Genomic DNA, 22,928 nt, shown 5'->3' on the forward strand with positions numbered 1-22,928 from the left:
CACCGGGCGAACCGGGAGCGGCGCCACCTACCCCTGTTCGGAGGCACCTGTGCGAACGATCGGTCAGCACCGCGACGACCTGGCGGCGTTGCTCGCGCCGGTGGTGGCGGGCCTCGGAGCAGAAGAACTGCCGCTCGACGAACTCGCCGGCCCGGGCGAGGGCGCCGGTGCGGGTGCTGGGTTCGCACACCGCGTGCTCGCGGCGGCCGTCCAGTCGCCCGTTCCGCTGCCGCCGTTCGACAACAGTCAGATGGACGGGTTCGCCGTGCGGGTCGCCGACGCCGGGCAGCAGGTCCGGGTCGTCGCCCCGATCCCGGCCGGCGTGGTGCCCGAGCCGCTCGAACCCGGCACGGCCGCGCCGATCATGACCGGAGCGCGGATCCCGACCGGTGCCGACGCGGTGTTCCCGGTCGAGGCGATCGAGCCCGGCGCGTTCCCGGCGGCGCTCGAGCTGCCCCGGGTGACGGTGCCCGCCGACCTGACCGCCGGCACCTTCGTGCGGGGCACCGGCAGCGACCTGCTCGCCGGTGCCGAGCTCGCTCCGGCCGGTTCCGCGGTGACGCCGGCGCTGCTCGGGGCACTGGCCTCGGCCGGGGTGACGACCGTCTCGGTTCGCCGAGCGCTGCGGGTCCTCGTCGTGTCGACCGGGTCCGAGCTGCAGGGAGCCGATGCCGACGCGGCGACCATCGGCGACGCGAACGGCATCGCGCTGCGGGCCGCCCTGGCCCAGGTCGGAGCGTACTCCCGGGCCGTCCGGGTGCCCGACCACGTCGCTGCCTTCGACCAGGCACTCGATGCGGCCGTGGGGGACTGGGCCGACCTCGTGCTGACCACCGGGGGCATCAGCGCCGGGGCGTACGAGGTCGTGCGACAGGCGCTCGAACCCCGCGGGCTCGCGGTGACGCCGGTCGCGATGCAACCCGGTGGGCCGCAGGCGTTCGGCAGCGTCGTGTTCGGTGCGGGCGGGGGCGTCGACGCTCTTGCTGGTCGTGCCGTTCCGGTCGTGTCCTTCCCCGGCAACCCGGTGTCGGCGCTCGTCTCGTTCGAGGTGTTCCTGCGCCCCCTGCTCGCCGCGGCCGTCGGGCTCACGGCGGACCGGCCCACGCAGGTCCTGCCCGCAGCGTCCGCTGCCGGTTCACCCGCCGGCAAGCACCAGGTCCGTCGCGGCCGGGTGCAGGACGGTGCCGTGCACTTCGTCGGTGGGCCGAGTTCACACCTGCTCGTCCACTACGCCGCCGCCACCCACCTGGTGCACGTCCCCGTCGGCGTCGACACCGTCGAGGTCGGCGACCCCCTGACCGTCTGGAGCCTCCGATGACCGAGCAGTCCCCGTCCGACCCCGGCTCGTCCCGAGCCCAGGCCGACGCCGAGTCCGACGACCTGTCGCACGTCCGCGCTGACGGCAGTGCGCACATGGTCGACGTCTCCGCGAAGGACGTCACCGACCGGTCGGCCACCGCCACCGCCACCGTCGTCACCCGCCCCGACGTCGTCGCACGCATCCTCGACGGCTCGCTGCCCAAGGGCGAGGTCGTCGGCACCGCCCGCATCGCGGCGATCATGGCGGTGAAGAAGACCTCCGACCTCATCCCGCTGTGCCACCCGCTGCCCATCGCCGGCGTGCAGGTCGACATCACCGGCTCCGACGACCGCGTGCTGATCGAGGTGTCGGTCCGAACGACCTCCCGCACCGGCGTCGAGATGGAAGCCCTGACCGGGGCGAGCGTCGCCGCGCTGACGGTGTACGACATGGTGAAGGCCGTCGACCGAGCGGCCGTGATCACGGACGTGCGCGTGCTCGAGAAGCACGGCGGACGCTCCGGGGACTGGAGCAACCGATGACCGCCGAGCCGACCAGGGGCCGGGCCGCCGTCGTCGTGGTGTCCACGCAGGCCGCCGCCGACCCCGAACTCGACCGCACCGGACCCGTCATCGCCGACTGGCTGCGCGAGCACGGGTTCACCACGAGCGAACCGATCATCGTCCCCGACGGCGGCGCGATCACCGAGACCGTCACCGCCGAACTCCTGGCCGACGCCCGGGTCGTCATCACCACCGGCGGCACCGGGGTCACCCCCACCGACCGGACCCCCGAGGCCGTGGCGAGCCTGATCGACCTCGAACTGCCCGGCATCACCGAGGAGATCCGTCGGCGCGGCCTCGCGGGTGCCGGCCCGACCGCGCTGCTCACCCGCGGGGTCGCCGGGGTCACGAACGCCGGCTGCCTGCTCGTCACCCTGCCCGGATCGCGCGGTGGGGTGTCCGACGGGCTCGCCGTGCTCGACGGTGTGCTCGACCACGTCGTCGCCCAGGTGCACGGCGAGGGCCACGCCCCGCGGAGCGCCTCGTGAGCAGCACCGAGGCCGCCGCACGGGTCGTGCTCGCCGACGTCGTCGACCGCGACATCAGCGTCGACGAGGTCGCAGCCGTGGTGGCCACCGAGCAGGACGGCGCCGTGGTGACCTTCGCCGGCATCGTCCGAGACCACGACGGTGGCAAGGGCGTCACCGCACTCGACTACGAGCGGCACCCCAGTGCCGACGACGTCATCACCGCGGTCGCCCGGACCATCGCCGAGGACCACCCCGACGTCCGGATCGCCGTGCTGCACCGGGTCGGGGCACTCGGCATCGGGGACGTCGCGCTCGCCGCAGCGGTGTCGTCGTCGCACCGGGCGCAGGCGTTCGCGGCGTGCGGTGCCCTGGTCGACCTGGTGAAGGAGCGCGTGCCGATCTGGAAGCACCAGCGGTTCACCGACGGGACGGACGAGTGGGTCGCGGCGCTGTGACATCTGCCGAACGGCCGAACGCCGGACTGACAGCGGTGGAACGCCGGTGGGTCGAGTCCGAGGAACGCGCTCGCGCCGTCTCGGCGAAGTCCCCGGGAGCTGTCCTGCAGGTCCGTTGGTTCGTCCTGGCGACCGTGCTGGTGTTGGTGGTGCTCGGCGTCGGGGCGATCGTCCTGCCCACCGGCTCCGACGCGCGCTTCGCCCTCTCGGCGGCGGTCGCCGCACTGGGCTTCGTGGCCGGTATCAGTGAGGCCGTGCAGGTCGGCATCCGCCGGAGACGGAACGGGGTGGCAGCTCGTCCTGCGCCGGTGCTCGCGCCGTTGCAGCAACGCGAACAGCGCGCGGTGACCGCGGCTGCGACCGGGCGGCGCGCTGCCCCCGCCGATCGGTTGATGATCGTGCGGGCTCGAGCCGTCGAACTGGCCGACGGCACCGGCCTCCAGCTGACCGTGGGACTCGTCGCCGTGTGGGCGGCGTTCGCGTTCTCCGGCGTCACGTTCTGGCCCGTCTACCTGGCGGGTGGCATCCCCGCCGCGGGGCAGTTCGCATGGACGGCACGGTCCGCGGTGCTCGCACGCCGGTACCTCGACGCTGACCCTGTGCACCTTCGCAACCACGACGCTCGTTCGGGGAATGGTGAGACTCCAAGCGGATCCATAGAATCGCGAACATGAGCGTCTTGCTGCCCGGGATCACCGTCATCCTGCTGGTCTTCGCCCTGATCGACATCCTGACGAAGACGGATGACCAGATCCGCGGCCTTCCGAAGATCGCGTGGGTGATCCTCGTGATCCTGGTCCCCGTCATCGGCAGCATCGTCTGGTTCGCCATCGGCCACGACTGGGCTCCGGGCGAACGGAACCACGGTCGCTACATCGAGCCGACCCGCCACGAGGACCGCTACGCCACCCTCGGCGACGCCCGCAGTGCCCACGGCACGAAGCGCGTGACCGGCACCGAGCAGGAGCTCGCCGAGCTCGAGCGCGAGATCGAGTACTGGGAAGCGCAGGCCCGCTTGAAGCGCGCGAAGGAAGCCGCGGGCGAGGGCGACACCGCTCCCGCGAGCTGAGCCGGGCCTCCAGGCCGACGCACCGTGCGCCCTCTGTCGACTGGTGCGAGGTTGCGCGCTCCGTGTGCCGCTACAAGCTCGCACCAAGCGGGCAACCTCGCACCACTTGAACAAGCGCGCACCGTGCGACCAGAGCCGGTCGGCCAACCGCTCCAACCACCCGCCCCGCACCCACCACCCCGCCGCGCCACCTACCCTTGACGCGTGGCACATCTCCTCGGCGCCGAGAACCTGCATCTCGAGTTCCCCACCAAGGTCGTCTTCGACAACGTCACCCTCGGCATCGACGAGGGTGACCGGATCGGCGTCGTCGGCCGGAACGGCGACGGCAAGTCGACCCTCCTCGCACTGCTGTCCCAGCGACTCGAGCCGGACGGCGGCCGCGTCACGCACCGCCGCGGGCTGACCATCGGCTACCTGGACCAGCGCGACATCCTGCCCGAGGGCGCGACCGTCGGCAGCACCGTCGTCGGCGACCTCGAGGAGCACGAGTGGGCCGGTGACCCGAAGATCCGCGACATCATCGGCGGTCTGGTCTCCGACATCCCGTGGGACGTCAGCGTCGACGAGCTGTCCGGCGGGCAGCGTCGCCGGGTGGCACTCGCGCGGCTGCTGGTCGGCGACTGGGACGTGTTGTTCCTGGACGAGCCGACGAACCACCTGGACGTCGAGGGCATCGAGTGGCTCGCCGGGCACATCAACCGCCGCTGGTCGTCCAACCAGGGCGGCATGGTCGTCGTGACGCACGACCGGTGGTTCCTGGACGCCGTGTCAACCGACACGTGGGAGGTCCACGACGGCGTCGTCGACCCCTTCGAAGGTGGCTACGCCGCGTACATCCTGCAGCGCGTCGAGCGTGACCGGCAGGCGGCCACGATCGAGCAGCGCCGCCAGAACCTGGCCCGCAAGGAGCTCGCGTGGCTCCGCCGCGGCGCCCCGGCCCGTACAAGCAAGCCGAAGTTCCGCATCGATGCGGCGAACGCCCTGATCGACGACGTCCCGCCGATCCGCGACACCGTCGCCCTGTCCCGCACCGCGACCGCGCGCCTCGGCAAGGACGTCGTCGACCTGCTCGACGTGAGCGTCTCGTTCGACGGCACGCAGATCCTCGATCGCATCGAGTGGCGCATCGCTCCGGGGGAGCGGACCGGCATCCTCGGCCCGAACGGCGCCGGCAAGTCGACGCTGCTCAACCTGGTCTCCGGTCGGCTGCAGCCGACGAGCGGGCGGGTGAAGACCGGCAAGACGGTGCAGGTCGCGGTGCTCGACCAGCAGCTCGCCGACCTGCAGCAGTTCGCCGACGACCGCGTGCGCGAGGTCGTGGCCCGCAAGAAGACGAGCTACGTCGCCGACGGCAAGGAGATGACGCCGTCGCAGCTGCTCGAGCGGCTCGGCTTCACCTCGGAGCAGCTCTCCACGCCCGTCAAGGACCTGTCCGGTGGGCAGAAGCGTCGTCTGCAGCTCATGCTCATCCTGCTCGACGAGCCGAACGTGCTCATCCTCGACGAGCCCACCAACGACCTCGACACCGACATGCTCGCCGCCATGGAGGACCTGCTCGACACCTGGCCCGGCACCCTGCTGGTCGTCAGCCACGACCGGTACCTGCTCGAGCGCGTCACCGACCAGCAGTACGCCGTGCTCGGCGGGCACCTGCGCCACCTGCCCGGCGGCGTCGACGAGTACATGCGTCTGCGCGAGGCCGGCACCGGTGGCGGGACCGCCTCTGCGGCTGCCGCCGCGTCTGCCGGGAGGCCCGACACCGTCGGCGGGACCGGTTCGGCCGGTGCCGTGGCCGGGTCCACTGCCGCTGGTGCGTCCGCCCTGTCGGGCGCGGACCGGCGAACGGCCGAGAAGGAGATGTCGGCACTCGACCGGAAGATCGCGAAGGTCGGCGCGGACCGCAAGAAGCTGCTCGACCAGTTCGCGACGCACGACCAGTCCGACTACGCCGGGCTCGGCGAACTGCAGTCGAAGCTCGGTGCGCTCGAGGCCGAGGTCGAGCAGCTCGAGGAGCGCTGGCTCGAGGTCGCGGAGCTGCTCGGGGTCTGAGCCGGGCTACTCGACGGACGCGGGGTCGACCGCGTCCTGGCTTGCGTCCGTCGGTGTCGCGTCCTCGGGCGCCCCACCGCCGGGGTTCGCCACGACCTCCCACAGGTGCCCGTCCGGGTCCTGGAAGAAGCCAGACCACATGCCCCACGGGCGCGTGTACGGCGGCTCGAGCATCGTGGCGCCGGCTGCCTGCGCCCGCTCGAGGAACGCCTCGGCCTCGGCCTGACTGCTCGTGAAGTGGCCGATCGTGCTGCTCGGTGCCGTGGCCAGCTGGACACCGGAGTCCTTCGTCATGTCGTCTCGGCCGTAGACGCTGACGATCAGCCCGTCGTCGAGGGTGAACATCGCCGTGGTGCCGCCGGCCTGCGTCTCGGTGGCGGGGTACTCGGTACCGATGACGCCACTGCCCTCGATGCCGAGCAGCGCGCGGTAGAACTCGGCCGATCGTGCAACGTCGGCGACGGCGAGGGTGATGGCGTGCATGCGCCGCACGCTACGCCGGGGCAGCTCGGCCCGTGTGACGCTGTCGGTCAGTCCCCGAGACCCAGGATGAGTCGGCGGAGCAGCCCGGCCAACTGGCCCTGCTCGTCGGCGGAGACCCCGGACAGGATGTCCCGCTCGGCGGCCAGCAGGTCCGCGATCGCCGCGTCCACCGCCACCCGGCCCTGGCTCGTCAGCGAGACGAGGATGCCGCGGCCGTCCTTCGGGTCGGTCCGTCGCCCCACGAAGCCGCGTGCCGCCAGACGGTCCACCCGGTTCGTCATCGTGCCGCTCGACACCAGGGTCTGCTGCAGCAGGGTCTTCGGGCTCAGTTCGTACGGCTCACCCGCCCGCCGCAGGGCCGACAGGACGTCGAACTCCCACGGCTCCATGTCGCTCGCGTCGAACGCGGTCCGCCGGGCGCGGTCCAGGTGCCGGGCGAGCCGGTCCACGCGGGACAGCACCTCGAGCGGGCCGAAGTCGAGGTCGGCACGCTCACGACCCCACGCCGCGACGATGCGATCGACCTCGTCCTCATGCGGCATCCCACCATCTTGGCCGAACCCGGAGCGGACAGCCAGCCTCGTGGGTCGTGGGAAGATGGAGGAGCACCTTCGGGTGCGTTCCGCCTTGGTGTAATGGCAGCACGACGGCCTTTGGTGCCGTTAGGTCCGGGTTCGAATCCTGGAGGCGGAGCGGGGTCTGCAGGCGCGCAGGGTCTTGGAATGGGAATCCGAAACCAGCGGGACGCCTCTCTGCACGCTTTGCGTTCATCCGAGAGTTTCGTTGATGCCGTTACCCCGCACCGGCAGACTCGATGGATCGCCGCCTGTCACCGGTCGTCGTTAGCCTCGAGTCACTGCCCGCCAGCGAGCGCGGGCTCCTGAAGGAAGAGTCGGACCTTGACAGCGCAGAACGTCACTCTGAACATCGTCCTCAATGACGAGCTTGCAGCCGCCCTGGTTTCTCGACACGGGGACACCGAGTACGCAGAGCACCCTGAGCGGTTCAGTGCGACGGGGTCGACTTCGGGCCTGGAGCTCACTGACCCAGCGCTCGAGCAGGGTTCCTTGTTGTACGTCACTGGCATCGCCGATGCGATGCTGCTCGCCTCGTACGAGGAAGCGCGCGGGTACAAGACCGTTCATCTCATGCACGTCACGGACGGACGAGCCGTCCTGTCATCGCGTCCAGCTGCTGCGCCTCCACGCTGATCGGTGGCGTTCTCGCTGCTCACCGTGAGCTGACCGACCGCAGGGGGGCGCTGCAGCCGTCCAAGGATTGCGCGGGATTGCCTTTCTCGGTTGTGGTCGTCACTATAGTGATGCATGCGTCACGATAGTGACAGTGGTGCTTCGAGGTCAGGAGGGCGTCGTGCAGCTGCAGAGCCCATTCGCGGCGTTGTCGAGCGGACTCGATGGTGACGTTCTGATGGTGCTGAGTGGCCTGTCGGACCGACCCTTCACGGTGTCCGCTGTCCAGCGGCTCGTCCCCGGAGGCCGTTCTCGAAACGGCGTGAAGAAGGTGCTTGACCGTCTGACGGAGCAGGGCATCGTTGTGTTCGACGACATCGGCGGCGTGAGCACGTACGCGCTCAACCGAGACCATCTCCTCGCGTCGGCGGTCCTCGAGGTGGCCGGAGCTCGTACCCGCTTCCTCGACAGGGTCCGCGGGGAGATCGCATCGATTCCGGTCCGCTACGCAGCGTTGTTCGGCTCGGCCGCGCGAGGTGCGATGCGACCGGACAGCGACATCGATCTGTTCTTCGCCGTGGATGCCGTTTCGCGGACGGAAGCTGAGGACCGCATCTACGACCTCACCGTTGCCGTTCATCGGTGGACCGGCAACCAGGTGAACCCCATCGTGTACGACGTCTCGGGGGTCACCTTCGATGACCCGCTCATCGGTTCCATCGCGAGTGAGGGCATTCCCCTCGTGGAAGACCGCCGATGGCTCCAAGCCCACCTCAGGAAGGCCGCACGTTGACTCCACCGAAACTGCCGTCGACCACTGACGGCGACGGCGCTTTCATGCGCGGTCGGCTCGAGAAGGCCAAGGGCTTCCTCGAGTCAGCCGAGACACTGTTCGAGTTCGGTGCCGAGGACGGGATCCTGAGTCCGACGTCCCCTCATGCCAACTCCTTCGTCGACCTGTGCGTCGACGCAGGGATCGCCGCGGCAGATGCCATCTGCATCGGCAAGACCGGAAGGTACAGCAGTGGGGCGAGCCACAACGACGGCGTCTCGATCCTGCGGGATGCGACGGACCGGCCGATCGCGAAGCACCTCGAGACGCTCGTTCGGGTCAAGAACAAAGCGGCCTACAGTGCGAGGTCAGTAGACGCATCGGACATCCACAATGCCGGTGCGGCCGCCCGCGCACTCGTTGCCGTCGCGGAGGATCTGGTCTGACAGCTCACCGTTCGATGCGGAACCAAATGCATCTTCCCTGTGGAGTGATATCGCTGTGAAGGTATAGTACTCGTGGGACGGCACTCGTCGCCCCACGAGCAGAGGACCACCCATGGCGACCACGCCGCACCACCGCCCACGCGTCCTGATCACCGGCGCGAGCATCGCTGGCCCCGCGCTGGCGTGGGGACTCGACCGATCCGGCTTCGACGTCACGCTGCTCGAGCGGTCACCGGAGCAGCGGACCACCGGCCAGAACATCGACGTCCGGGGGCTCGGGCGCGAGGTCCTCGAGCGCATGGGTCTCCGCGACACCGTGATGCACCACCTCACCGGCGAAGCGGGCACCCGGTACGTGGACGAGCACGGCACCCCGTACGCCACGTTCCCGAAGACCGAGGGCCAGGACGGTCCGACTGCCGAGATCGAGATCCTGCGGGGCACGTTCGCCGGGATCCTCGTCGATGCGCTGCCGGACACGGTCGACCGCCGCTACGGGGACTTCATCGCGGGCGCCGAGCAGGACGGCACCGGGGTGAACGTCCGCTACGACAGCGGCGCTCAGGAGCGGTTCGACCTGGTCGTCGTCGCCGAGGGCCGCAGCTCGCGCACCCGTCGGATCCTGTTCGCCGACGAGACGGAGTACCGCGACCACGGCGTCAGCATCGCCTACGGCACGCTCGACCGGATCGGCAGCGACACCGACCACTGGGACTGGTACACGGCGCCGCGTGGACGTGTCGCGTCGATCCGACCCGACAACGAGGGGACGATCCGGGCGAGTGTGTCGTTCGAGTCGGAGTCGATGGGCTTCGAGCAGCTCCCCGTCGACGTGCAGCTGCGGATCCTGCGCGAGCGCTTCCGGGGCGCAGGGTGGCAGACGGGGCGGATCCTCGACGGGTTCAGCGAGCGGTCCGACGAGTTCTACACGCAGCGGATGGAGCAGGTCGTGGTGTCGCGATGGAGCAAAGGTCGGATCGCCCTGCTCGGTGACGCGGCCTGGGGCTCCGGGCCGACCGGCATGGGCACGACGCTGTCCCTGGTCGGCGCGCACATCCTGGCCGGGGAACTCGCTCGGACGGTCGAGCCGGCCGTCGGCGCTGATCACGGGTACTCGATCCCGGACGCCTTCGCGCGCTACGAGGAGATGCTCCGCGGGTACGCCGACAGCGCGCAGGGGCTTCCCCCGGGCGGTGCGCGCCTGCTGCACCCGTCGTCGAAGGCGGGCGTCCGCGCGGTGCGGGCGGCGCTCCGGGTGGCGTCTCTCGGTCCGGTCCGCGGCTTCGCCCAGAAGTACCTGCTGACGAGCGAGAAGCACGTCCCCGTCCTGCCGCACTACCCGACACTGCAAGGGGCCCGGAAGGCGGCAGAATCGATCGCATGACCGACTTGCGCTCCCAGACCCTCGAGGCGCTCCGCCGCTACGCCGTCCGGTACCAGGAGTCGGCGCTCCGCTTCGCAGCATGGATGGAGCTGCCGACCTCGGACGGCGTCGCGCTGGGGGAGATCCTCTGGGCGGAGACCGAGGGCGAGCCGATGACGGGCACGCGGCTCGCCCGGCGGATCGGGATGACCTCGGGTGCGGCGAACGCGTTGGTCAACCGACTGGAGGAGCGTGGGTTGATCATGCGGAGCCGCGAGAGCGCGGACCGTCGGGTCGTCACTCTCCGCGTCACCGAGCTCACCCGGGAACGCAGCAGTGGGTTCCTCGGGTCACGTGCCGCGGAGCTCGACGAGGCGATCGGTTCGTACGACGACGACACGTTGACGGTGGTGCGCGACTTCCTGCTCCGCTTCGCCGCGGTCCTGCCGCAGGAGAACGCCCCGTCGAAGCACTGACGGAACCGACCCGGTCAGCGGATCGTCACCACGAACTCGGCGCGTAGTCCTTCAGGAAGACACCGAACACGTCCTCGCCCGCTTCGCCCCGGACGATCGGGTCGTAGACGCGGGCAGCCCCGTCGACCAGGTCGAGCGGCGCGTGGAAGCCCTCTTCGGCGAGCCGGACCTTCGTGGGGTGCGGCCGTTCGTCGGTGATCCACCCGGTGTCGACGCTCGTCATCAGGATGTTGTCCGTCTCGAACATCTCCTGCGCGCTCGTGCGGGTGAGCATGTTCACGGCGGCCTTCGCCATGTTCGTGTGCGGGTGACCCGGCCCCTTGTAGGCGCGGCCGAACACCCCTTCCATGGCGCTGACGTTCACCACGTAGGTGCGGCGTCCCGTGCTCGCGGCCATCGCGGGGCGGAGCTTCGAGATCAGGATGAACGGCGCGGTGGTGTTGGCCAGCTGGACCTCGAGCATCTCGAGCGGGTCGACCTCGTCGACCTGCTGGGTCCACGAGTTCTCGTCGTGCAGGTCGGGGACCAGGCCACCGGCGTCGATGGCGGTGCCCAGGGCGAGCCGTTCGAGCGAGCTCGATCCGGGCGCCATCGCCTGTTCGGTCAGCTCGTCGGCTCGGGCTGCGGCGGCCGCGAGGATCGGGTGCGCGGCCACCGAGCGGGCGAGCGCCAGCGGGTGCTGGTCATTGGTGTGCCCGAAGGTCACGAGTTCGGGCAGCGGTCCGTCGGGCAGCGGCGCGAGTTCCGCGTCGACCAGCGGCTGGTAGGCCCCGGTCGACCGGCGCACGGTCTGCGTGGCGTTGTTGATCAGGATGTCGAGGGGGCCGGAGGCGGCGACGTCCTCGGCGAGCCCGATCACCTGGGCGGGGTCGCGCAGGTCGATGCCGACGACCTTCAGGCGGTCCATCCAGTCGGCGGAGTCGGGCAGGCTCGCGAACCGGCGCACCGCGTCGCGGGGGAACCGCGTGGTGATGGTGGTGTGGGCCCCGTCGCGCAGCAGCCGGAGGGCGATGTACATGCCGATCTTCGCGCGACCGCCGGTGAGCAGCGCCCGCTTGCCGGTCAGGTCCGTCCGAGCCTCGCGCTTCGCGTGGCTCATGCGAGCGCACGCCGGGCAGAGCTGGTGGTAGAACGCGTCGACGACCGTGTAGTGCTGCTTGCACATGTAGCAGGGCCGTGACTTCAGCAGCGTGCCCGCGGTGGTCGACGCGGTCGAGGCGCTGATCGGGACGCCGCGGGTCTCGTCGTCGATCCGGTCGGCGGCCCCGGTGGCGGTGGCGGCGATCACCCGGCGGTCGGCCTCGGCGATGACGCCGCGCTTCTCGAGCCGGTGCGCACGCTTGACGGCCTTGAACATCTTCGCGGTGGCCTGACGGACCCGGATGAAGTCCGGGTGCGTCTCGTCGATCGACGGCAGCTGCTCGAGCACCCGGAGCGCGACGGTCAGGTCGTCAGGGTCGATGCCGCTGGGTTCGGGGTGCTCGGAGCTCACACGCGATCCTACGTCGGGACCGAGCGCCGATCAGACGAGCTGCCGCTCCATGCACACGCTCGTCGGGTCGTCGACGTACGGGCCGAACCGGGGGATGTCCGCGTACCCGGCCTTCCGGTACAGCGCGATGGCCGCGGCCTGCGGCAGGCCGGTCTCGAGCCGGACGGTCCCGATGCCGACCGCGCGGGCCCGGTCGTGCAGGGCGTCGAGCAGCCGCATCCCCACGCCGAGCCCACGCGCGGCATCGCTCACGAACATGCGCTTGACCTCGCCGGTCCCGTCGCCGGCGTCGACGAGCGCCACCGTGCCGAGGGCGGTGCCGTCCTCACGCGCCACCAGGAACGTGACGTCGGGCTGGTCCAGGTCGTCGACGTCGAGGGCGTGGTAGTTCTCGGCCGGGTAGAGGCTCAGCCCGTAGTCGTCGCCCTGCTGCAGCAGGTGCAGGACGTCGTCCTGTCGGGGGCTCTCGATCCGCACGGTCAGCACCGTCACACAGTAGCGAGGACGACGCGGACAGCGAGCAGACGGGAGCCCCCGGCCGACGGCGATCAGGCCAGGAGCCCTTCGCTGACCTCCCACAGCCGCCGGGCGTCGTCGACGTCGAGCATCGCGGAGTTCGCGTCCGACGGGATCCGGTCCGCGGTGAGGGGCAGGACCCGGTCGTCGATCACGGCGACGTCGCTGTCCTTCAGGTAGACCCCGCCGACGCCGTCGAGCAGCGGGCTCGCGGCACCGAACACGAGCGTCGCTGCGCCCTGCTCGACGGTCTTCTTGCCGACCTCGGGATCGATGACGGTCACCCCGTGGTCGTCGACCAGTCCCTGCTCGCGGTACGACGCGAGCACCGTCGGGTCGTGCGGGCCGGGTCCGATGATGACGCCAGGGTGCGCCGCGAAGGCGCGGATGCCCTGGTCGGCGTACCGCCGGTCGAGTTCCACCGTGAACAGGACGTTGGCGCGCTTCGACTGCCCGTACGCGGTGACCGGGTCGTACCCGTGGGCGAACGTCAGGTCGTCCCACCGGATCTGCCCGAACCGCGCCGCGCCGGAGGTGACGGTCAAGACCCGCGCACCACGGGCCTCCAGGAGGGCGGGGAGGAGCGCCCGCGTGAGCTGGAAGTGCCCGAGGTGCGTCGTCGAGAACGCCAGTTCGTTGCCGCGGCCGTCGAGCCGGCGGTCCGGGGTGAAGAGCATCGCGGCACTGTTCACGAGCATGTGCAGCGGGCGGCCGGAGGTCGACCAGCGCGCGGCGAAGGCATCGACCGACGACGGGTCCGTGAGGTCGAGGGCCTCGACGTGGATGCCCGGGATGTCGGCGACGGCTGCGGATGCCCGGTCGACGTCACGGGAGGCGACGGTGACGTCGGCGCCGGCCGCCGCGAGGGCGCGGCTGGTCTCGCGGCCGAGGCGGCTGTGGCCGCCGGTCACGACGACGTTCCGGCCGGTCAGGTCGACGCCGTGCAGGACGTCGGCGGCGGTGGACGCGGCGGTGAAGCCGCTGGGCAGGGGGTGCTGGTCGGTGATCACGAGTGGTGCTCCTTCGATTCGATGTGGCCGACGGCGGTGGCAGGGCCGACGGCGTCGGCGATCGCCGACCACGCGTCGGGGTCGAGGCCGAGCGCGGTCCGGAGGAACGCCGTCGTGGTGTGGCGGACGAGGTCCACACGCTCGGGGCTCTCGTCCGTGGTGGCGGTCGACTCGTAGTCCTGGATCCCGCCGAGCAGGTGCTCGCCGCCGTGGAGTGTCACCAGGTGCCGCGCGCCGGGGCTCAGGTGGTAGACGTCGGTGAACCAGTCCGGGCCTCGCGTCGAGAGCTGGGACTGGTCGTGGTCGCCGGCGACGACGAGTGACGGGGTGCGCAGCTGGCTGAAGTCGGGGCTCATGAACGCGAAGTGCTCCTGCGCGAACGGCACGAGGTCGCCGCGCGCGATCCCGGTGGTGGACAGCAGGACCCCGGCGCGCACGCGGTGGTCGGTGCGGTCCTCGCCCGGCTGTCCGTCGGCGTCCAGGACGCGGGCCCCGAGCAGCATGCCCACGGACTGTCCGCCCCACGAGTGTCCGACCGCGGCGATGCGTGCGGTGTCGACGCGCCCGCTCAGGCCGGGGACCGCGTCGATGATCTGGTCGAGGTCGTCGAGCACGCGCTCGAGGTCGTCGACGCGCGTCCGCCAGATGGTCGGGTAGCGCGGGTCGTCGAGCGTCAGCCCGTAGGACTTCGCGTCGAGGAACGTCGGTTGGACGACGACGAAGCCGTTCGCGGTCCAGTGGTCGACCAGGGGGTCGCCGCCGGTCATGGACTGGCCGAAGCCGTGGGCGAAGACGATGACGGGCAGGTCCGTGCCGGGTGTCGGTGCGGTGATCCGGACCTCGAGGTCCTGACCGCGCGCGGGTGCGGGAAGCGCGACGGGGCGCACGCTGATGACCTGTGGTCGGGGTGCTGTGGGTGCCATGTGGGCCTTTCCGGGATGCCGTGTCGCCCGCGGACGGAGCGACTGTCGTCCGAAACGGAGCGACGTTCCGGAACGATACGGAACAACGATCCGGATTACAAGGCGAAGTGGAGCACTGTTCCGCATCGCGTCGGTGTCGTGCGATGATCGAGGCATGAGCACCCCGTCGACCGACCCCGCGCCGCGTCGCCGTCGCGACGTGGAGCGCAACGAGCGCACGATCCTCGACGCCGCTGCCGGGGTCTTCGCCGCCTCGGGCGTCGGTGCACCGGTGCGCGAGGTCGCCACCGCCGCGGGGGTCGGGGTGGGCACGCTCTACCGGCACTTCCCGACCCGTTCGGACCTGGTCGTCGCCGTCTACCGGCACCAGATCGAGGCCCTGGTCGACGCGGGGCCGGCGCTGCTCGGCTCGGAGCCGACACCGTTCGCCGCCCTGCTGCGCTGGGTGCACCAGTTCGTCGACTTCCTCGGCACCAAGCACGGTCTGGCGCGCGTCTGGGAGGGCGACGCCGACGGCTTCACGGCGCTGCACACCCTGTTCGTCGACGAGCTCGTGCCCGTGCTCGGCCGACTGCTCGACGCCGCGCGGGCGTCCGGCGAGGTGGCCGCGCCGACCCCGCCGTACCAGCTGCTCCGGGCCGTCGGTGACCTGGTGGCGTGGAGTCCCCAGGACCCCGACTACGACGTCCGGACGATCGTGACCCTCCTGGTCACCGGGCTGCGGCAGGCGCAGCCGACGGTGACCGACAGCGCGTAGCCGGCCACGTGCACCAGTCGCGACCGGCACCGGACTGGAGGCGCGGTGCGGGCCCGTCACGGGCCTCCCGTCCGGCATCGTGACCGTCTCGGGCCGCACCAGCGCCGTCGGAGCGCCCCGTTCAGACCGCGTCCGGCTCCGCCGGGCAGCCATCTGTGTCCTCGTGTTCCGGCAGCACGTCGACGTCGGTGACCGTGTACCCGAGTGGCACCTGGCCCAGCGCGAGCAGGAGTGCCGTCCGTCGGTCGTCGTGCTCGGTCTCGATCACCCGCTGCTCGGTCGGCACGACGACGAGCCGGACCCGGTGCGTCACGGGTGCCCCCAAGCTGCGGTGCCGCGCAGGCGTCGCCCGGTGTGCTGACCACGTCGCCGACGCAGCAGCAGGTGCCGCACCGCGAGCAGGTGCGGGAACTCGACGAGCATCCCGACCACGATCGCCGTGGTGACCAGGGGCTGGTGGGGGAGCGCGGCGCTCGTCAGCCCGATCATCAGGGGGCGTTGCGGGCCGCCGTCGTCATCGCGAGCAGTGCTGTCCTCGGGTACGACAGGGCGGCGAGGCGTGACGCGGACTCGGCGGCGACGTACATGACGGCGAAGAACACCACTGCGCACCCCAGCACGGCGACGAACACCGGCAGGTTCGCCAGCAGCAGCCGGATGTGCGAGGCGAAGAGGCCGGCGACCATCGCCCCGACGATCCACGGGATCGCCCGGCCGGGCAGCGCCGCGGCGCGGGCTCGAGTGCCGGTCGGCAGCAGTGCGATGCCGAGGCGGATCGCCACGGCGATCGCGACGGGCAGGACGAACCACTGCAGCAGGGTGCCGACGGTTCCCACGGCATCGATGCCGGCGTTGCCGCCGAGGACCGTGATCCACACCGGGAACAGGAGCAGCTGGGTGACCATGTTGATCGGCAGCAGGGTCGCGCCCACGGCGGTGTCGCCGTCGCTCAGGCGGGTGAACGCCAGGAACCAGTCGGTGCAGGGCGCCAGGAAGTACAGCATCACGCCGAGTTGGACGGCCGGGTGGCCGGGCAGGGCCACGCGGGTCAGCAGGAAGGCGACGAGCGGGGCGAGCAGGAAGTTCATGCTCCAGGCGATGCCGATGACCTTCCACGCGCCCGGCGTCTGGGGGAGGCGGTGGAGCGGGACGTCGACGAACAGGGCGACGACCAGGGTGATCACCAGCAGGTCCACCACGGAGCCCATGACGTCACCGCTCGAGGGCGAGACGCCGCCGATCACCGACCCGAGCAGGATGGCACCGCCGACGATCGCGGGGGTGGCCCAGAGTCGTGCACCGGCGGGGCGGGCGGGCCGTCGTGCCGGCATCAGCACGCGCATTCGACACCGCAGCAGCTCAGGTCGTCGGTGAGCATCCCGGCGTCGTCCCACTCCTGCAGCGCACCGCAGTCACGTCCGGCCCGTTCGCCGATGACGCGGGCGACGTGGGCGAACCGCTGCCGGAACTTGTACACGAAGCAGAACTGCAGCCCACCGTGCCGGAGCGCTGTGCCGGCCAGGAAGAGCCCGGGTGTGGTGGTCGACTCGTCGTCCTCGGTGAGCAGCGGCCACCCGTCCGCGCGGGTGTCGAACAGGCTCGCGGCCGGCCCGAGCCCCGGGCCGTACCCGGTGGCGAGGATCGGTGGTGCGTCCGCCACCAGGGCGCTTCGTCCGGCGACCCCGACGGAGAAACCGTCGCCGGACCGCTTGATGCCGGTGACCTGGCCGTCGTCGACCAGGGTGAGGCGTCCGCTGGCCCGCGCGACGGCGAGCCGCTGGCGGGTCCGCGGGGCGAGTCGGAACGAGGGGTCCGATCCGCTGCCGGCGTCCCAGGGGTGGGACGGGTCGACGACCGTCACCGTCGCCCCCTGCTCGACGTGGTGGCACGCCAGGTCGATGCCGGACTCGAACCCGCCCACGACCACCACGTGCCCGGGCCGTGCCACCCAGGCTGCCTCGGCGGAGGCGTGCACCCCGAGCGACGTACCGGCGCAGCGGGGCAGGGTCGGGTCCGAGAACTCGCCGCCGGCCCAGACCACGTTCCGGGCGACGACGGGGCCGCGGCTGGTGGCCACGCGGAAGCCGTCGTCGTCCGGCTCGATGTGCTCGACCTCGGTGTCCGGCAGGGTCGGCAGGTGGAAGGCGGCGACGACGCCACGCAGGTACCGGGCGTACTCCGGCCCCGACGGGTAGTCCGTCGCCAGGCTGTAGGCGGGTGAGGTGCGCGGGTGGACCGCGTTGAGGTCGGTGGCCCCGAACCCGTTGCCGGTGAAGGACGGTGTCAGGAACCGCTGGTGCTCCGGCCATCGCTGGAACGTGTCCCCGACGACGCCGCGTTCGACGACGCCGAACAGCAGGCCGTCGACGGCGTGGAGCGCCAGGCCGGTGCCGATGCCGGCCGGTCCGGCTCCGACCACGAGGGCATCGAGGGTCTCGGTGGGGTGTGGTGCTGGCATGGGGTCGGTCTTCCCAGCAGCTGTGGCTGCGTCGGTGGAACGGCCACCGTGCTGTGACCGATGCGCACCATCTTAGTGAGAACCGTTATCAACATGCCATCGTGGCATCAGCCGACCGGCGACGAGTACAGCACCGCCAGGGCCGCCACCAGCCCGACGACCACGATGCCGAGGTCGAGGACGGCCAGGGTGACGAGTCGGGCCCGTTTCGCCCGGACGGCGGCTCGCACCACGACCATCGTCACGAACAACAGGGCCACGAGCACCAGGGCGGGCCAGCCGATCGCCGGCGCCCGGATCGCCATGAGCACCATCACGGCGGCGACGATCACGGCCGTGACGGCGCCCCACACGAGCCAGTTCGAGCCCGAGGCCGTGCGGAGCGCGGGCTGGTCGCCGACGCGGGTGGGATCGGGGCGGCGGGGCTGTTCGTCGGACACGAGCCGGACGGTACGCGGCGGACCCTGCCCGTGCCCGCAGCCGCTCGGACACGACCGGCGGTGCATACCACTCGGCCACGAGAGGATGGGGTGTGCACACCGCCGCGACCATCCTCGACGCCGTCGTCGCCCACGTCGACGCGACGGGGTTCGCCGCACACGGCATCCACGTGCGCACGCGGACCGGGGCGACGGACACCGACGACGTCGCCGAGCACCGCTGGACCCCCGACGTCCGACGCGAGGTCCACTCCGTCGCCAAGGGCGTCTGCGTCCTGGCCGCCGGCATCGCCGCCGACGACGGCCTGGTCGACGTCGACGAACCGATCGCCGGGTACCTGACCGGCACCGGCCTCGCCCTCGGCGACGGCGTCGACCGGGTCACCCTCCGCCACCTGCTCACCATGACCAGCGGGATCGACATGCCCTGGTCGGCGACCGAGCTGACGGACTGGCCGGACCTGGCGGCCGAGTTCCTGCGGCGACCGTCCCGCGGCCGGGTGTTCCAGTACGCGAACGCCAGCACCTACACGGCGATGCGCGTGCTCGAGACCCGGGTCGGCGACGTCGGTGCGTTCGTCTCCGAGCGGCTGTTCGCGCCGCTCGGCATCCAGGACGTCGATTGGCAACGCTGCCCGAACGGGTTCGTCGCCGGCGGTGAGGGGCTGGCGCTCCGCACCGAGGAACTCGCCCGCATCGGACACCTGATCCGCGACGGCGGGATCATCGACGGACAGCGGATCGTCAGCGCGCGGTGGTGCGACGCGATGCACACCGACTGGGTCGAGCGCGAGGGCACCGGCCCCGGCTACGAGCGGTACGCCATGGCCGGGTGGGGTGGCCCCGGGCGGCTCTGGCGGCTGCACGGTGCGTACGGCCAGATGCTCCTGTTCGACCAGACCGAGGGCGACACCGGCACCGGCACCGTCGTCACCGTCACCGCCGACGACCACCCCGGCGCCGACGCGCTCGCCGCCTTCGTCGCCGACGAGCTGTCCCGGCAGGTCCCCCGCCCCTAGCGGTTCCGACGACCCGACCTGCACGTCCGAGCTCGCCCGGCGTGGGAGGATCGGTCAGTGCAGCAGCAACCCGTCGCGATCATCATCGCGGCCATGAGCGAAGAGGTCTCGGCCTTCGCCGACCTCTTCGGCGGTGTCCCCGTGCTCGACGGCCCCGTCGGTGGCCACGACCCGCACCAGCTGCTCGACATCGGCGGCGCCACGGTCGTCGTGCGCCGCAGCGGCATCGGCTTCACGAACGCCACGGCCGCGGTCGCCCACGGCTTCCACGACTTCGGTCCGGGCATCCCGGTGATCAGCGTCGGGACCGCCGGCGGGCTCATGCACGGTGTCGCCATCGGTGACGTCCTGGTCGGCGACCGGTACGTCAACCTCAACGCCGACGCCACGGCGTTCGGCTACGCCCTGGGCCAGGTCCCCGGCATGCCGACCGGCTACGCGCCGGACGCCCGGCTCGTCGAGCTCGCCATGGGGGCCGACATCGCGTGGCCACTGCGGTCGGCGACGATCGGGTCCAGCGAGGTCTTCGTCACCGAGGGCCGCGCCCGCACTCTCCGGGTCGCGTTCCCCGAGGTGGCCGCGGTCGACATGGAGTCGGCGGCGATCGCGCAGTTCGCCCACGTGCACGACATGCCGTTCGTGTCGGTCCGGTGCATCAGCGACCTCTGCGCGCCGGACGGTGCCGAGTTCCGTGAGCACCTGGACGACGCCGCGGCGCGCGCAGCGCGCGTGGTCCACGATCTGGTGCTCGGCCTGCGTTCCTGAGCCGACCCGGGCACCGGTCTGGAGGCGCGACTCGCCCCCGCCGGTCTGCCGGCGGTGATCCGGGCCTCCCGTCCGTCCCCGTGGGTCGCGTGAGCCGCGTTCCGCGGCCATCCCGCGGGCGGAACTGCGTTCGACGGACGTTCCGGGACGGATCGCGAACCCGGGTGGAAACCGCTCGTTAGCCTCCATCTCGGGGGGCCGGGGAACCACGGTTAATCACACAGGGAGATCAGCCATGAGCGCCTACACGAGCGACGAGAACGTCGAACCTGCACGCATCACCACCTTCAAGCGCGTCCGCAAGCAGTGGCGTCGGACGGGTGAGGTCGGCTACACGCACAGCGGCAGCGACTTCTTCCGCGACGACGCGCCGGAAGCGGTCCAGCGGTAACCAGCGGCAGCGACGAAGTGCCCGTCAGGAGCGATCCTGGCGGGCACTTCTGCGTCAGCGACCGAGCTGGTCCCGCAGGTACGGCGCGGTCCGGCTGGTGGTCGAAGCGGCGACCTCGGCCGGCGTGCCGGAGGCGACCACCTGGCCACCCTCGACACCGCCGGACGGGCCCATGTCGATGACGTGGTCGGCACTCGCGACGACGTCCATGGCGTGCTCCACCACGACGACGGTGTTGCCCGTGTCGGTCAGGCGGGCGAGCTGGGCGGTCAGCAGCTCGACGTCGGCCGGGTGCAGACCGGTGGTGGGCTCGTCGAGCAGGTACAGGGTGTGCCCGGTCCGCGCGCGCTGCAGTTCGGTCGCGAGCTTGATGCGCTGCGCCTCGCCGCCGGACAGCTCCGGGGCGGGCTGACCGAGGCGCAGGTAGCCGAGCCCGACCTCGCGCAGGGTCTCGAGTCCGCGCCCGGCCGCCGGCAGCGGCGCCAGGAACGGCGCCGCTTCGTCGACGGTCATGCCGAGGACGTCGGCGATGGACGCCCCGTTCCACCGGACCTCGAGCGTCTCGGCGGTGTACCGGGAGCCGTGGCACTCGGGGCACGGGGCCCAGCTGCCGGGCAGGAAGAGCAGTTCGACGGACACCGACCCTTCGCCCTGGCAGACCTCGCACCGGCCGCCGGCGACGTTGAACGAGAACCGTCCGGCGCCCCAGCCGCGGGCCTTGGCTTCGTCGGTCTGGGCGAAGGCGGCCCGGACCGCGTCGAACAGGCCCGTGTAGGTGGCCAGGTTCGAGCGGGGTGTGCGGCCGATCGGCTTCTGGTCGACCTGCACGACCCGGTCGACGATCGGGTGCGACGTGGCGACCCCGGGCAGGACACCACCCACGAGCGACGACTTGCCCGAGCCACTCACCCCGGTGACCGCGGTCATGACACCGAGCGGCAGGTCGACGTCGAGCCCCCGCAGGTTGTGCAGGGTGAGGTCACGGAGCTCGAGCGTGCCGATCGGGGCGCGGACGGCGCGGTCGACGGTCGGCTGCCGGGGTTCCAGGAAGCGCCGGGTGACCGAAGCCTCGACCTCGGCCAGGCCGGCGACCGGTCCGCTGTACAGGACCGTGCCACCGCCGCTGCCCGCCCGGGGGCCGACGTCGACGATCCAGTCGGCTCGGCGCACGATGCTCATGTCGTGCTCGACGACGAAGACACTGTTGCCGCCGGCGCGCAGGTCGTCGAGGACGTCGACGAGCGACTCGGCGTCGGCGGGGTGCAGTCCGGCACTCGGTTCGTCGAGCACGTAGACGACGCCGAACAGGCCGGAGCGGAGCTGCGTCGCGATCCGCAGTCGCTGGCTCTCACCGGGGGAGAGCGTCGGCGTGGCGCGGTCGAGCGCGAGGTAGCCGAGCCCCAGGCCGACCAGGACGTCGACGCGGGTCAGCAGGTCGCGGGAGATCGCCACGGCGACCTCGGTGTGCTCGCCGGACGACGCCCGTGACGTCGCCGCTGCCGCGTCGGTGATGCTGGCGATCGGGCGCAGGACGTCAGCCAGGCCGGTCAGCGGCAGGGCGTTCAGCTCGGCGATCGAGTGGCCGCCGATCGTGACCGCGAGGGCCGCACGGGTCAGACCCGTTCCGCCGCACAGCCCGCACGGGCCGGACTCGACGAACTGCAGCACCTTCTTGCGCTGGGTCTCGCTCTGCGAGTCGGCGAGGGTGTGCAGCACGAACTGGCGAGCGCTCCAGAACCGGCCCTTGTATGGCTTGGCCACGCGGTCGCGCTTCGGCTGCACCTGCACGACGGGCTGTTCCTCGGTGAAGAGCAGCCAGTCACGGTCCTCGCGCGACAGCTCACGCCACGGGCGCTCGATGTCGTAGCCGAGCACCGCGGTGACGTCCCGCAGGTTCTTGCCCTGCCACGCACCGGGCCAGGCGGTGATCGCGCCGTCGCGGATGCTCAGCGACGGATCGTGCACGGCCGAGGCCTCGGTGACCTCGTGCGCGGTCCCGATGCCGTGGCACCGCGGGCAGGCGCCGGCGACGGTGTTCGGCGAGAAGGAGTCCGACTCGAGCCGGTCGGCGCCGGACGGGTACGTGCCGGCACGCGAGTAGAGCATGCGCATCGAGTTCGACAGCGTGGTCATGGTGCCGACGGTGGAGCGGGAGCTCGGGGCGCCGCGACGCTGCTGCAGGGCGACGGCGGGCGGCAGTCCGGTGATCGAGTCGACGTGCGGGGTGGACCCCTGCGCGATCAGGCGCCGCGCGTACGGGGCGACGGACTCGAGGAACCGGCGCTGGGCCTCGGCGAAGACGGTGCCGAAGGCGAGCGAGGACTTGCCGGACCCGGAGACGCCGGTGAACGCGACGATCCGGTCGCGGGGGATGTCCACGTCGACGTCGCGCAGGTTGTTCTCGCGGGCACCACGGACGCGGATGAAGTCGTCCGGCCCGGGTCGGTCGTCGGTCTTGGTCGAGCGAGGAGCGGGCATTCGCTCGATCGTAGGCTCGGCCACTGGGAGAAGCAGTGCC

General features: G+C 71.5%; 28 protein-coding genes, 1 tRNA gene and 1 pseudogene. 18 read left to right on the plus strand and 12 right to left on the minus strand.

The genetic code is table 11. From position 1 onward, the window contains the following. Nucleotides 1-49 precede the first annotated feature (49 nt). The 8 genes and pseudogenes from MXD64_RS03525 to MXD64_RS03555 all read left to right on the plus strand — a co-directional run bounded on the left by MXD64_RS03525 (nt 50) and on the right by MXD64_RS03555 (nt 5,909). Entirely contained in the window at nt 50-1,318 is a 1,269-nt protein-coding gene (locus MXD64_RS03525) for a molybdopterin molybdotransferase MoeA (RefSeq protein WP_263137135.1), read from the plus strand. Next, nucleotides 1,315-1,842, plus strand: coding sequence for a cyclic pyranopterin monophosphate synthase MoaC (moaC, locus tag MXD64_RS03530; protein WP_214562478.1), 528 nt, complete (start codon nt 1,315-1,317; stop codon nt 1,840-1,842). The genes MXD64_RS03525 and moaC overlap by 4 nt, the downstream gene beginning before the upstream one ends. Further along, on the plus strand, nt 1,839-2,351 hold the full coding sequence (locus MXD64_RS03535; RefSeq protein WP_017886170.1) for a MogA/MoaB family molybdenum cofactor biosynthesis protein: 513 nt from the start codon (nt 1,839-1,841) through the stop codon (nt 2,349-2,351). The genes moaC and MXD64_RS03535 overlap by 4 nt, the downstream gene beginning before the upstream one ends. Further along, entirely contained in the window at nt 2,348-2,788 is a 441-nt protein-coding gene (locus MXD64_RS03540; RefSeq protein ID WP_082509455.1) for a molybdenum cofactor biosynthesis protein MoaE, read from the plus strand. The genes MXD64_RS03535 and MXD64_RS03540 overlap by 4 nt, the downstream gene beginning before the upstream one ends. Beyond that, on the plus strand, nt 2,785-3,462 hold the full coding sequence (locus tag MXD64_RS03545) for a hypothetical protein (protein ID WP_263137136.1): 678 nt from the start codon (nt 2,785-2,787) through the stop codon (nt 3,460-3,462). Before MXD64_RS03540 ends, MXD64_RS03545 begins: the two co-directional genes overlap by 4 nt. Further along, nucleotides 3,459-3,857 (plus strand): PLD nuclease N-terminal domain-containing protein, encoded by a 399-nt coding sequence (locus tag MXD64_RS03550; protein ID WP_263137137.1) that lies wholly within the window; start codon nt 3,459-3,461, stop codon nt 3,855-3,857. The genes MXD64_RS03545 and MXD64_RS03550 overlap by 4 nt, the downstream gene beginning before the upstream one ends. Before the next feature lie 204 nt (nt 3,858-4,061). Beyond that, nucleotides 4,062-4,530, plus strand: a pseudogene (locus tag MXD64_RS17815) (ATP-binding cassette domain-containing protein); the annotation flags it as partial. A gap of 23 nt (nt 4,531-4,553) precedes the next feature. Continuing rightward, on the plus strand, nt 4,554-5,909 hold the full coding sequence (locus MXD64_RS03555; protein WP_411512263.1) for an ABC-F family ATP-binding cassette domain-containing protein: 1,356 nt from the start codon (nt 4,554-4,556) through the stop codon (nt 5,907-5,909). Between the two features lie 6 nt (nt 5,910-5,915). On the opposite strand, the gene MXD64_RS03560 is transcribed toward MXD64_RS03555, so the two are convergent. Both MXD64_RS03560 and MXD64_RS03565 read right to left on the minus strand, forming a co-directional pair. After that, complete coding sequence (locus MXD64_RS03560) at nt 5,916-6,392, minus strand: VOC family protein (RefSeq protein ID WP_156463782.1); 477 nt, start codon at nt 6,390-6,392, stop codon at nt 5,916-5,918. Nucleotides 6,393-6,439: 47 nt separating this feature from the next. Then, the gene (locus MXD64_RS03565) at nt 6,440-6,934 is read right to left on the minus strand and encodes a MarR family winged helix-turn-helix transcriptional regulator (RefSeq protein WP_017886164.1); all 495 of its coding nucleotides are present in this window, start codon (nt 6,932-6,934) and stop codon (nt 6,440-6,442) included. Between the two features lie 79 nt (nt 6,935-7,013). Between MXD64_RS03565 and MXD64_RS03570 the strand changes: the two genes are divergently transcribed. From MXD64_RS03570 to MXD64_RS03595, 6 genes are all read left to right on the plus strand, one after another. Further along, a tRNA-Gln gene (locus tag MXD64_RS03570) sits at nt 7,014-7,085 on the plus strand. A 206-nt stretch (nt 7,086-7,291) separates the two neighbouring features. Then, complete coding sequence (locus MXD64_RS03575) at nt 7,292-7,603, plus strand: hypothetical protein (protein WP_140448371.1); 312 nt, start codon at nt 7,292-7,294, stop codon at nt 7,601-7,603. 160 nt (nt 7,604-7,763) lie between these two features. Then, nucleotides 7,764-8,375, plus strand: a complete 612-nt coding sequence (locus MXD64_RS03580) for a nucleotidyltransferase family protein (protein ID WP_042537910.1) — start codon at nt 7,764-7,766, stop codon at nt 8,373-8,375. A 44-nt stretch (nt 8,376-8,419) separates the two neighbouring features. Further along, nucleotides 8,420-8,800: a hypothetical protein gene (locus MXD64_RS03585; protein WP_042537795.1), complete on the plus strand. Its 381-nt coding sequence runs from the start codon at nt 8,420-8,422 to the stop codon at nt 8,798-8,800. Between the two features lie 112 nt (nt 8,801-8,912). Continuing rightward, nucleotides 8,913-10,184 carry an FAD-dependent monooxygenase gene (locus MXD64_RS03590; protein ID WP_214562471.1) on the plus strand — a complete coding sequence of 424 codons (1,272 nt, stop codon included), beginning with the start codon at nt 8,913-8,915 and terminating at the stop codon, nt 10,182-10,184. Further along, nucleotides 10,181-10,639 carry a MarR family winged helix-turn-helix transcriptional regulator gene (locus MXD64_RS03595; RefSeq protein WP_263137138.1) on the plus strand — a complete coding sequence of 153 codons (459 nt, stop codon included), beginning with the start codon at nt 10,181-10,183 and terminating at the stop codon, nt 10,637-10,639. Before MXD64_RS03590 ends, MXD64_RS03595 begins: the two co-directional genes overlap by 4 nt. A 25-nt stretch (nt 10,640-10,664) precedes the next feature. On the opposite strand, the gene MXD64_RS03600 is transcribed toward MXD64_RS03595, so the two are convergent. The 4 genes from MXD64_RS03600 to MXD64_RS03615 all read right to left on the minus strand — a co-directional run bounded on the left by MXD64_RS03600 (nt 10,665) and on the right by MXD64_RS03615 (nt 14,580). Continuing rightward, the gene (locus MXD64_RS03600; protein WP_071251556.1) at nt 10,665-12,131 is read right to left on the minus strand and encodes an SDR family oxidoreductase; all 1,467 of its coding nucleotides are present in this window, start codon (nt 12,129-12,131) and stop codon (nt 10,665-10,667) included. A 30-nt stretch (nt 12,132-12,161) separates the two neighbouring features. Then, on the minus strand, nt 12,162-12,617 hold the full coding sequence (locus MXD64_RS03605) for a GNAT family N-acetyltransferase (protein WP_263137139.1): 456 nt from the start codon (nt 12,615-12,617) through the stop codon (nt 12,162-12,164). Nucleotides 12,618-12,679: 62 nt separating this feature from the next. Next, on the minus strand, nt 12,680-13,657 hold the full coding sequence (locus MXD64_RS03610; protein WP_263137140.1) for an SDR family NAD(P)-dependent oxidoreductase: 978 nt from the start codon (nt 13,655-13,657) through the stop codon (nt 12,680-12,682). Continuing rightward, nucleotides 13,654-14,580: an alpha/beta hydrolase family protein gene (locus MXD64_RS03615; protein ID WP_263137141.1), complete on the minus strand. Its 927-nt coding sequence runs from the start codon at nt 14,578-14,580 to the stop codon at nt 13,654-13,656. Before MXD64_RS03615 ends, MXD64_RS03610 begins: the two co-directional genes overlap by 4 nt. A 154-nt stretch (nt 14,581-14,734) precedes the next feature. On the opposite strand from MXD64_RS03615, the gene MXD64_RS03620 reads away from it, so the two are divergent. Continuing rightward, nucleotides 14,735-15,337, plus strand: coding sequence for a TetR/AcrR family transcriptional regulator (locus MXD64_RS03620; protein WP_017886153.1), 603 nt, complete (start codon nt 14,735-14,737; stop codon nt 15,335-15,337). Nucleotides 15,338-15,458: 121 nt separating this feature from the next. Here the strand turns inward: MXD64_RS03620 and MXD64_RS03625 are convergent, their stop codons facing one another. From MXD64_RS03625 to MXD64_RS03645, 5 genes are all read right to left on the minus strand, one after another. After that, nucleotides 15,459-15,650 (minus strand): hypothetical protein, encoded by a 192-nt coding sequence (locus MXD64_RS03625; RefSeq protein WP_263137142.1) that lies wholly within the window; start codon nt 15,648-15,650, stop codon nt 15,459-15,461. Next, on the minus strand, nt 15,647-15,826 hold the full coding sequence (locus MXD64_RS03630) for a hypothetical protein (RefSeq protein WP_263137143.1): 180 nt from the start codon (nt 15,824-15,826) through the stop codon (nt 15,647-15,649). The genes MXD64_RS03625 and MXD64_RS03630 overlap by 4 nt, the downstream gene beginning before the upstream one ends. Next, nucleotides 15,826-16,668, minus strand: a complete 843-nt coding sequence (locus MXD64_RS03635; RefSeq protein WP_263137144.1) for an arsenic resistance protein — start codon at nt 16,666-16,668, stop codon at nt 15,826-15,828. Before MXD64_RS03635 ends, MXD64_RS03630 begins: the two co-directional genes overlap by 1 nt. Then, entirely contained in the window at nt 16,668-17,795 is a 1,128-nt protein-coding gene (locus MXD64_RS03640) for an NAD(P)/FAD-dependent oxidoreductase (RefSeq protein ID WP_263137145.1), read from the minus strand. The genes MXD64_RS03635 and MXD64_RS03640 overlap by 1 nt, the downstream gene beginning before the upstream one ends. Before the next feature lie 107 nt (nt 17,796-17,902). Further along, nucleotides 17,903-18,235: a hypothetical protein gene (locus MXD64_RS03645; RefSeq protein WP_263137146.1), complete on the minus strand. Its 333-nt coding sequence runs from the start codon at nt 18,233-18,235 to the stop codon at nt 17,903-17,905. A gap of 92 nt (nt 18,236-18,327) precedes the next feature. Between MXD64_RS03645 and MXD64_RS03650 the strand changes: the two genes are divergently transcribed. The 3 genes from MXD64_RS03650 (at nt 18,328) to MXD64_RS03660 (ending at nt 20,410) form a co-directional block, all read left to right on the plus strand. After that, on the plus strand, nt 18,328-19,254 hold the full coding sequence (locus MXD64_RS03650) for a serine hydrolase domain-containing protein (protein WP_263137147.1): 927 nt from the start codon (nt 18,328-18,330) through the stop codon (nt 19,252-19,254). 57 nt (nt 19,255-19,311) lie between these two features. Then, on the plus strand, nt 19,312-20,019 hold the full coding sequence (gene mtnN, locus MXD64_RS03655) for a 5'-methylthioadenosine/S-adenosylhomocysteine nucleosidase (protein ID WP_082509451.1): 708 nt from the start codon (nt 19,312-19,314) through the stop codon (nt 20,017-20,019). 235 nt (nt 20,020-20,254) lie between these two features. Beyond that, nucleotides 20,255-20,410 carry a hypothetical protein gene (locus MXD64_RS03660; protein WP_155896774.1) on the plus strand — a complete coding sequence of 52 codons (156 nt, stop codon included), beginning with the start codon at nt 20,255-20,257 and terminating at the stop codon, nt 20,408-20,410. A 54-nt stretch (nt 20,411-20,464) separates the two neighbouring features. Here the strand turns inward: MXD64_RS03660 and MXD64_RS03665 are convergent, their stop codons facing one another. Then, nucleotides 20,465-22,888, minus strand: a complete 2,424-nt coding sequence (locus MXD64_RS03665; protein WP_017886145.1) for an excinuclease ABC subunit UvrA — start codon at nt 22,886-22,888, stop codon at nt 20,465-20,467. Nucleotides 22,889-22,928 lie beyond the last annotated feature (40 nt).

It is taken from the genome of Curtobacterium sp. Arg-1 (assembly GCF_025643395.1).
GTDB classification, from domain to species: domain Bacteria; phylum Actinomycetota; class Actinomycetes; order Actinomycetales; family Microbacteriaceae; genus Curtobacterium; species Curtobacterium poinsettiae.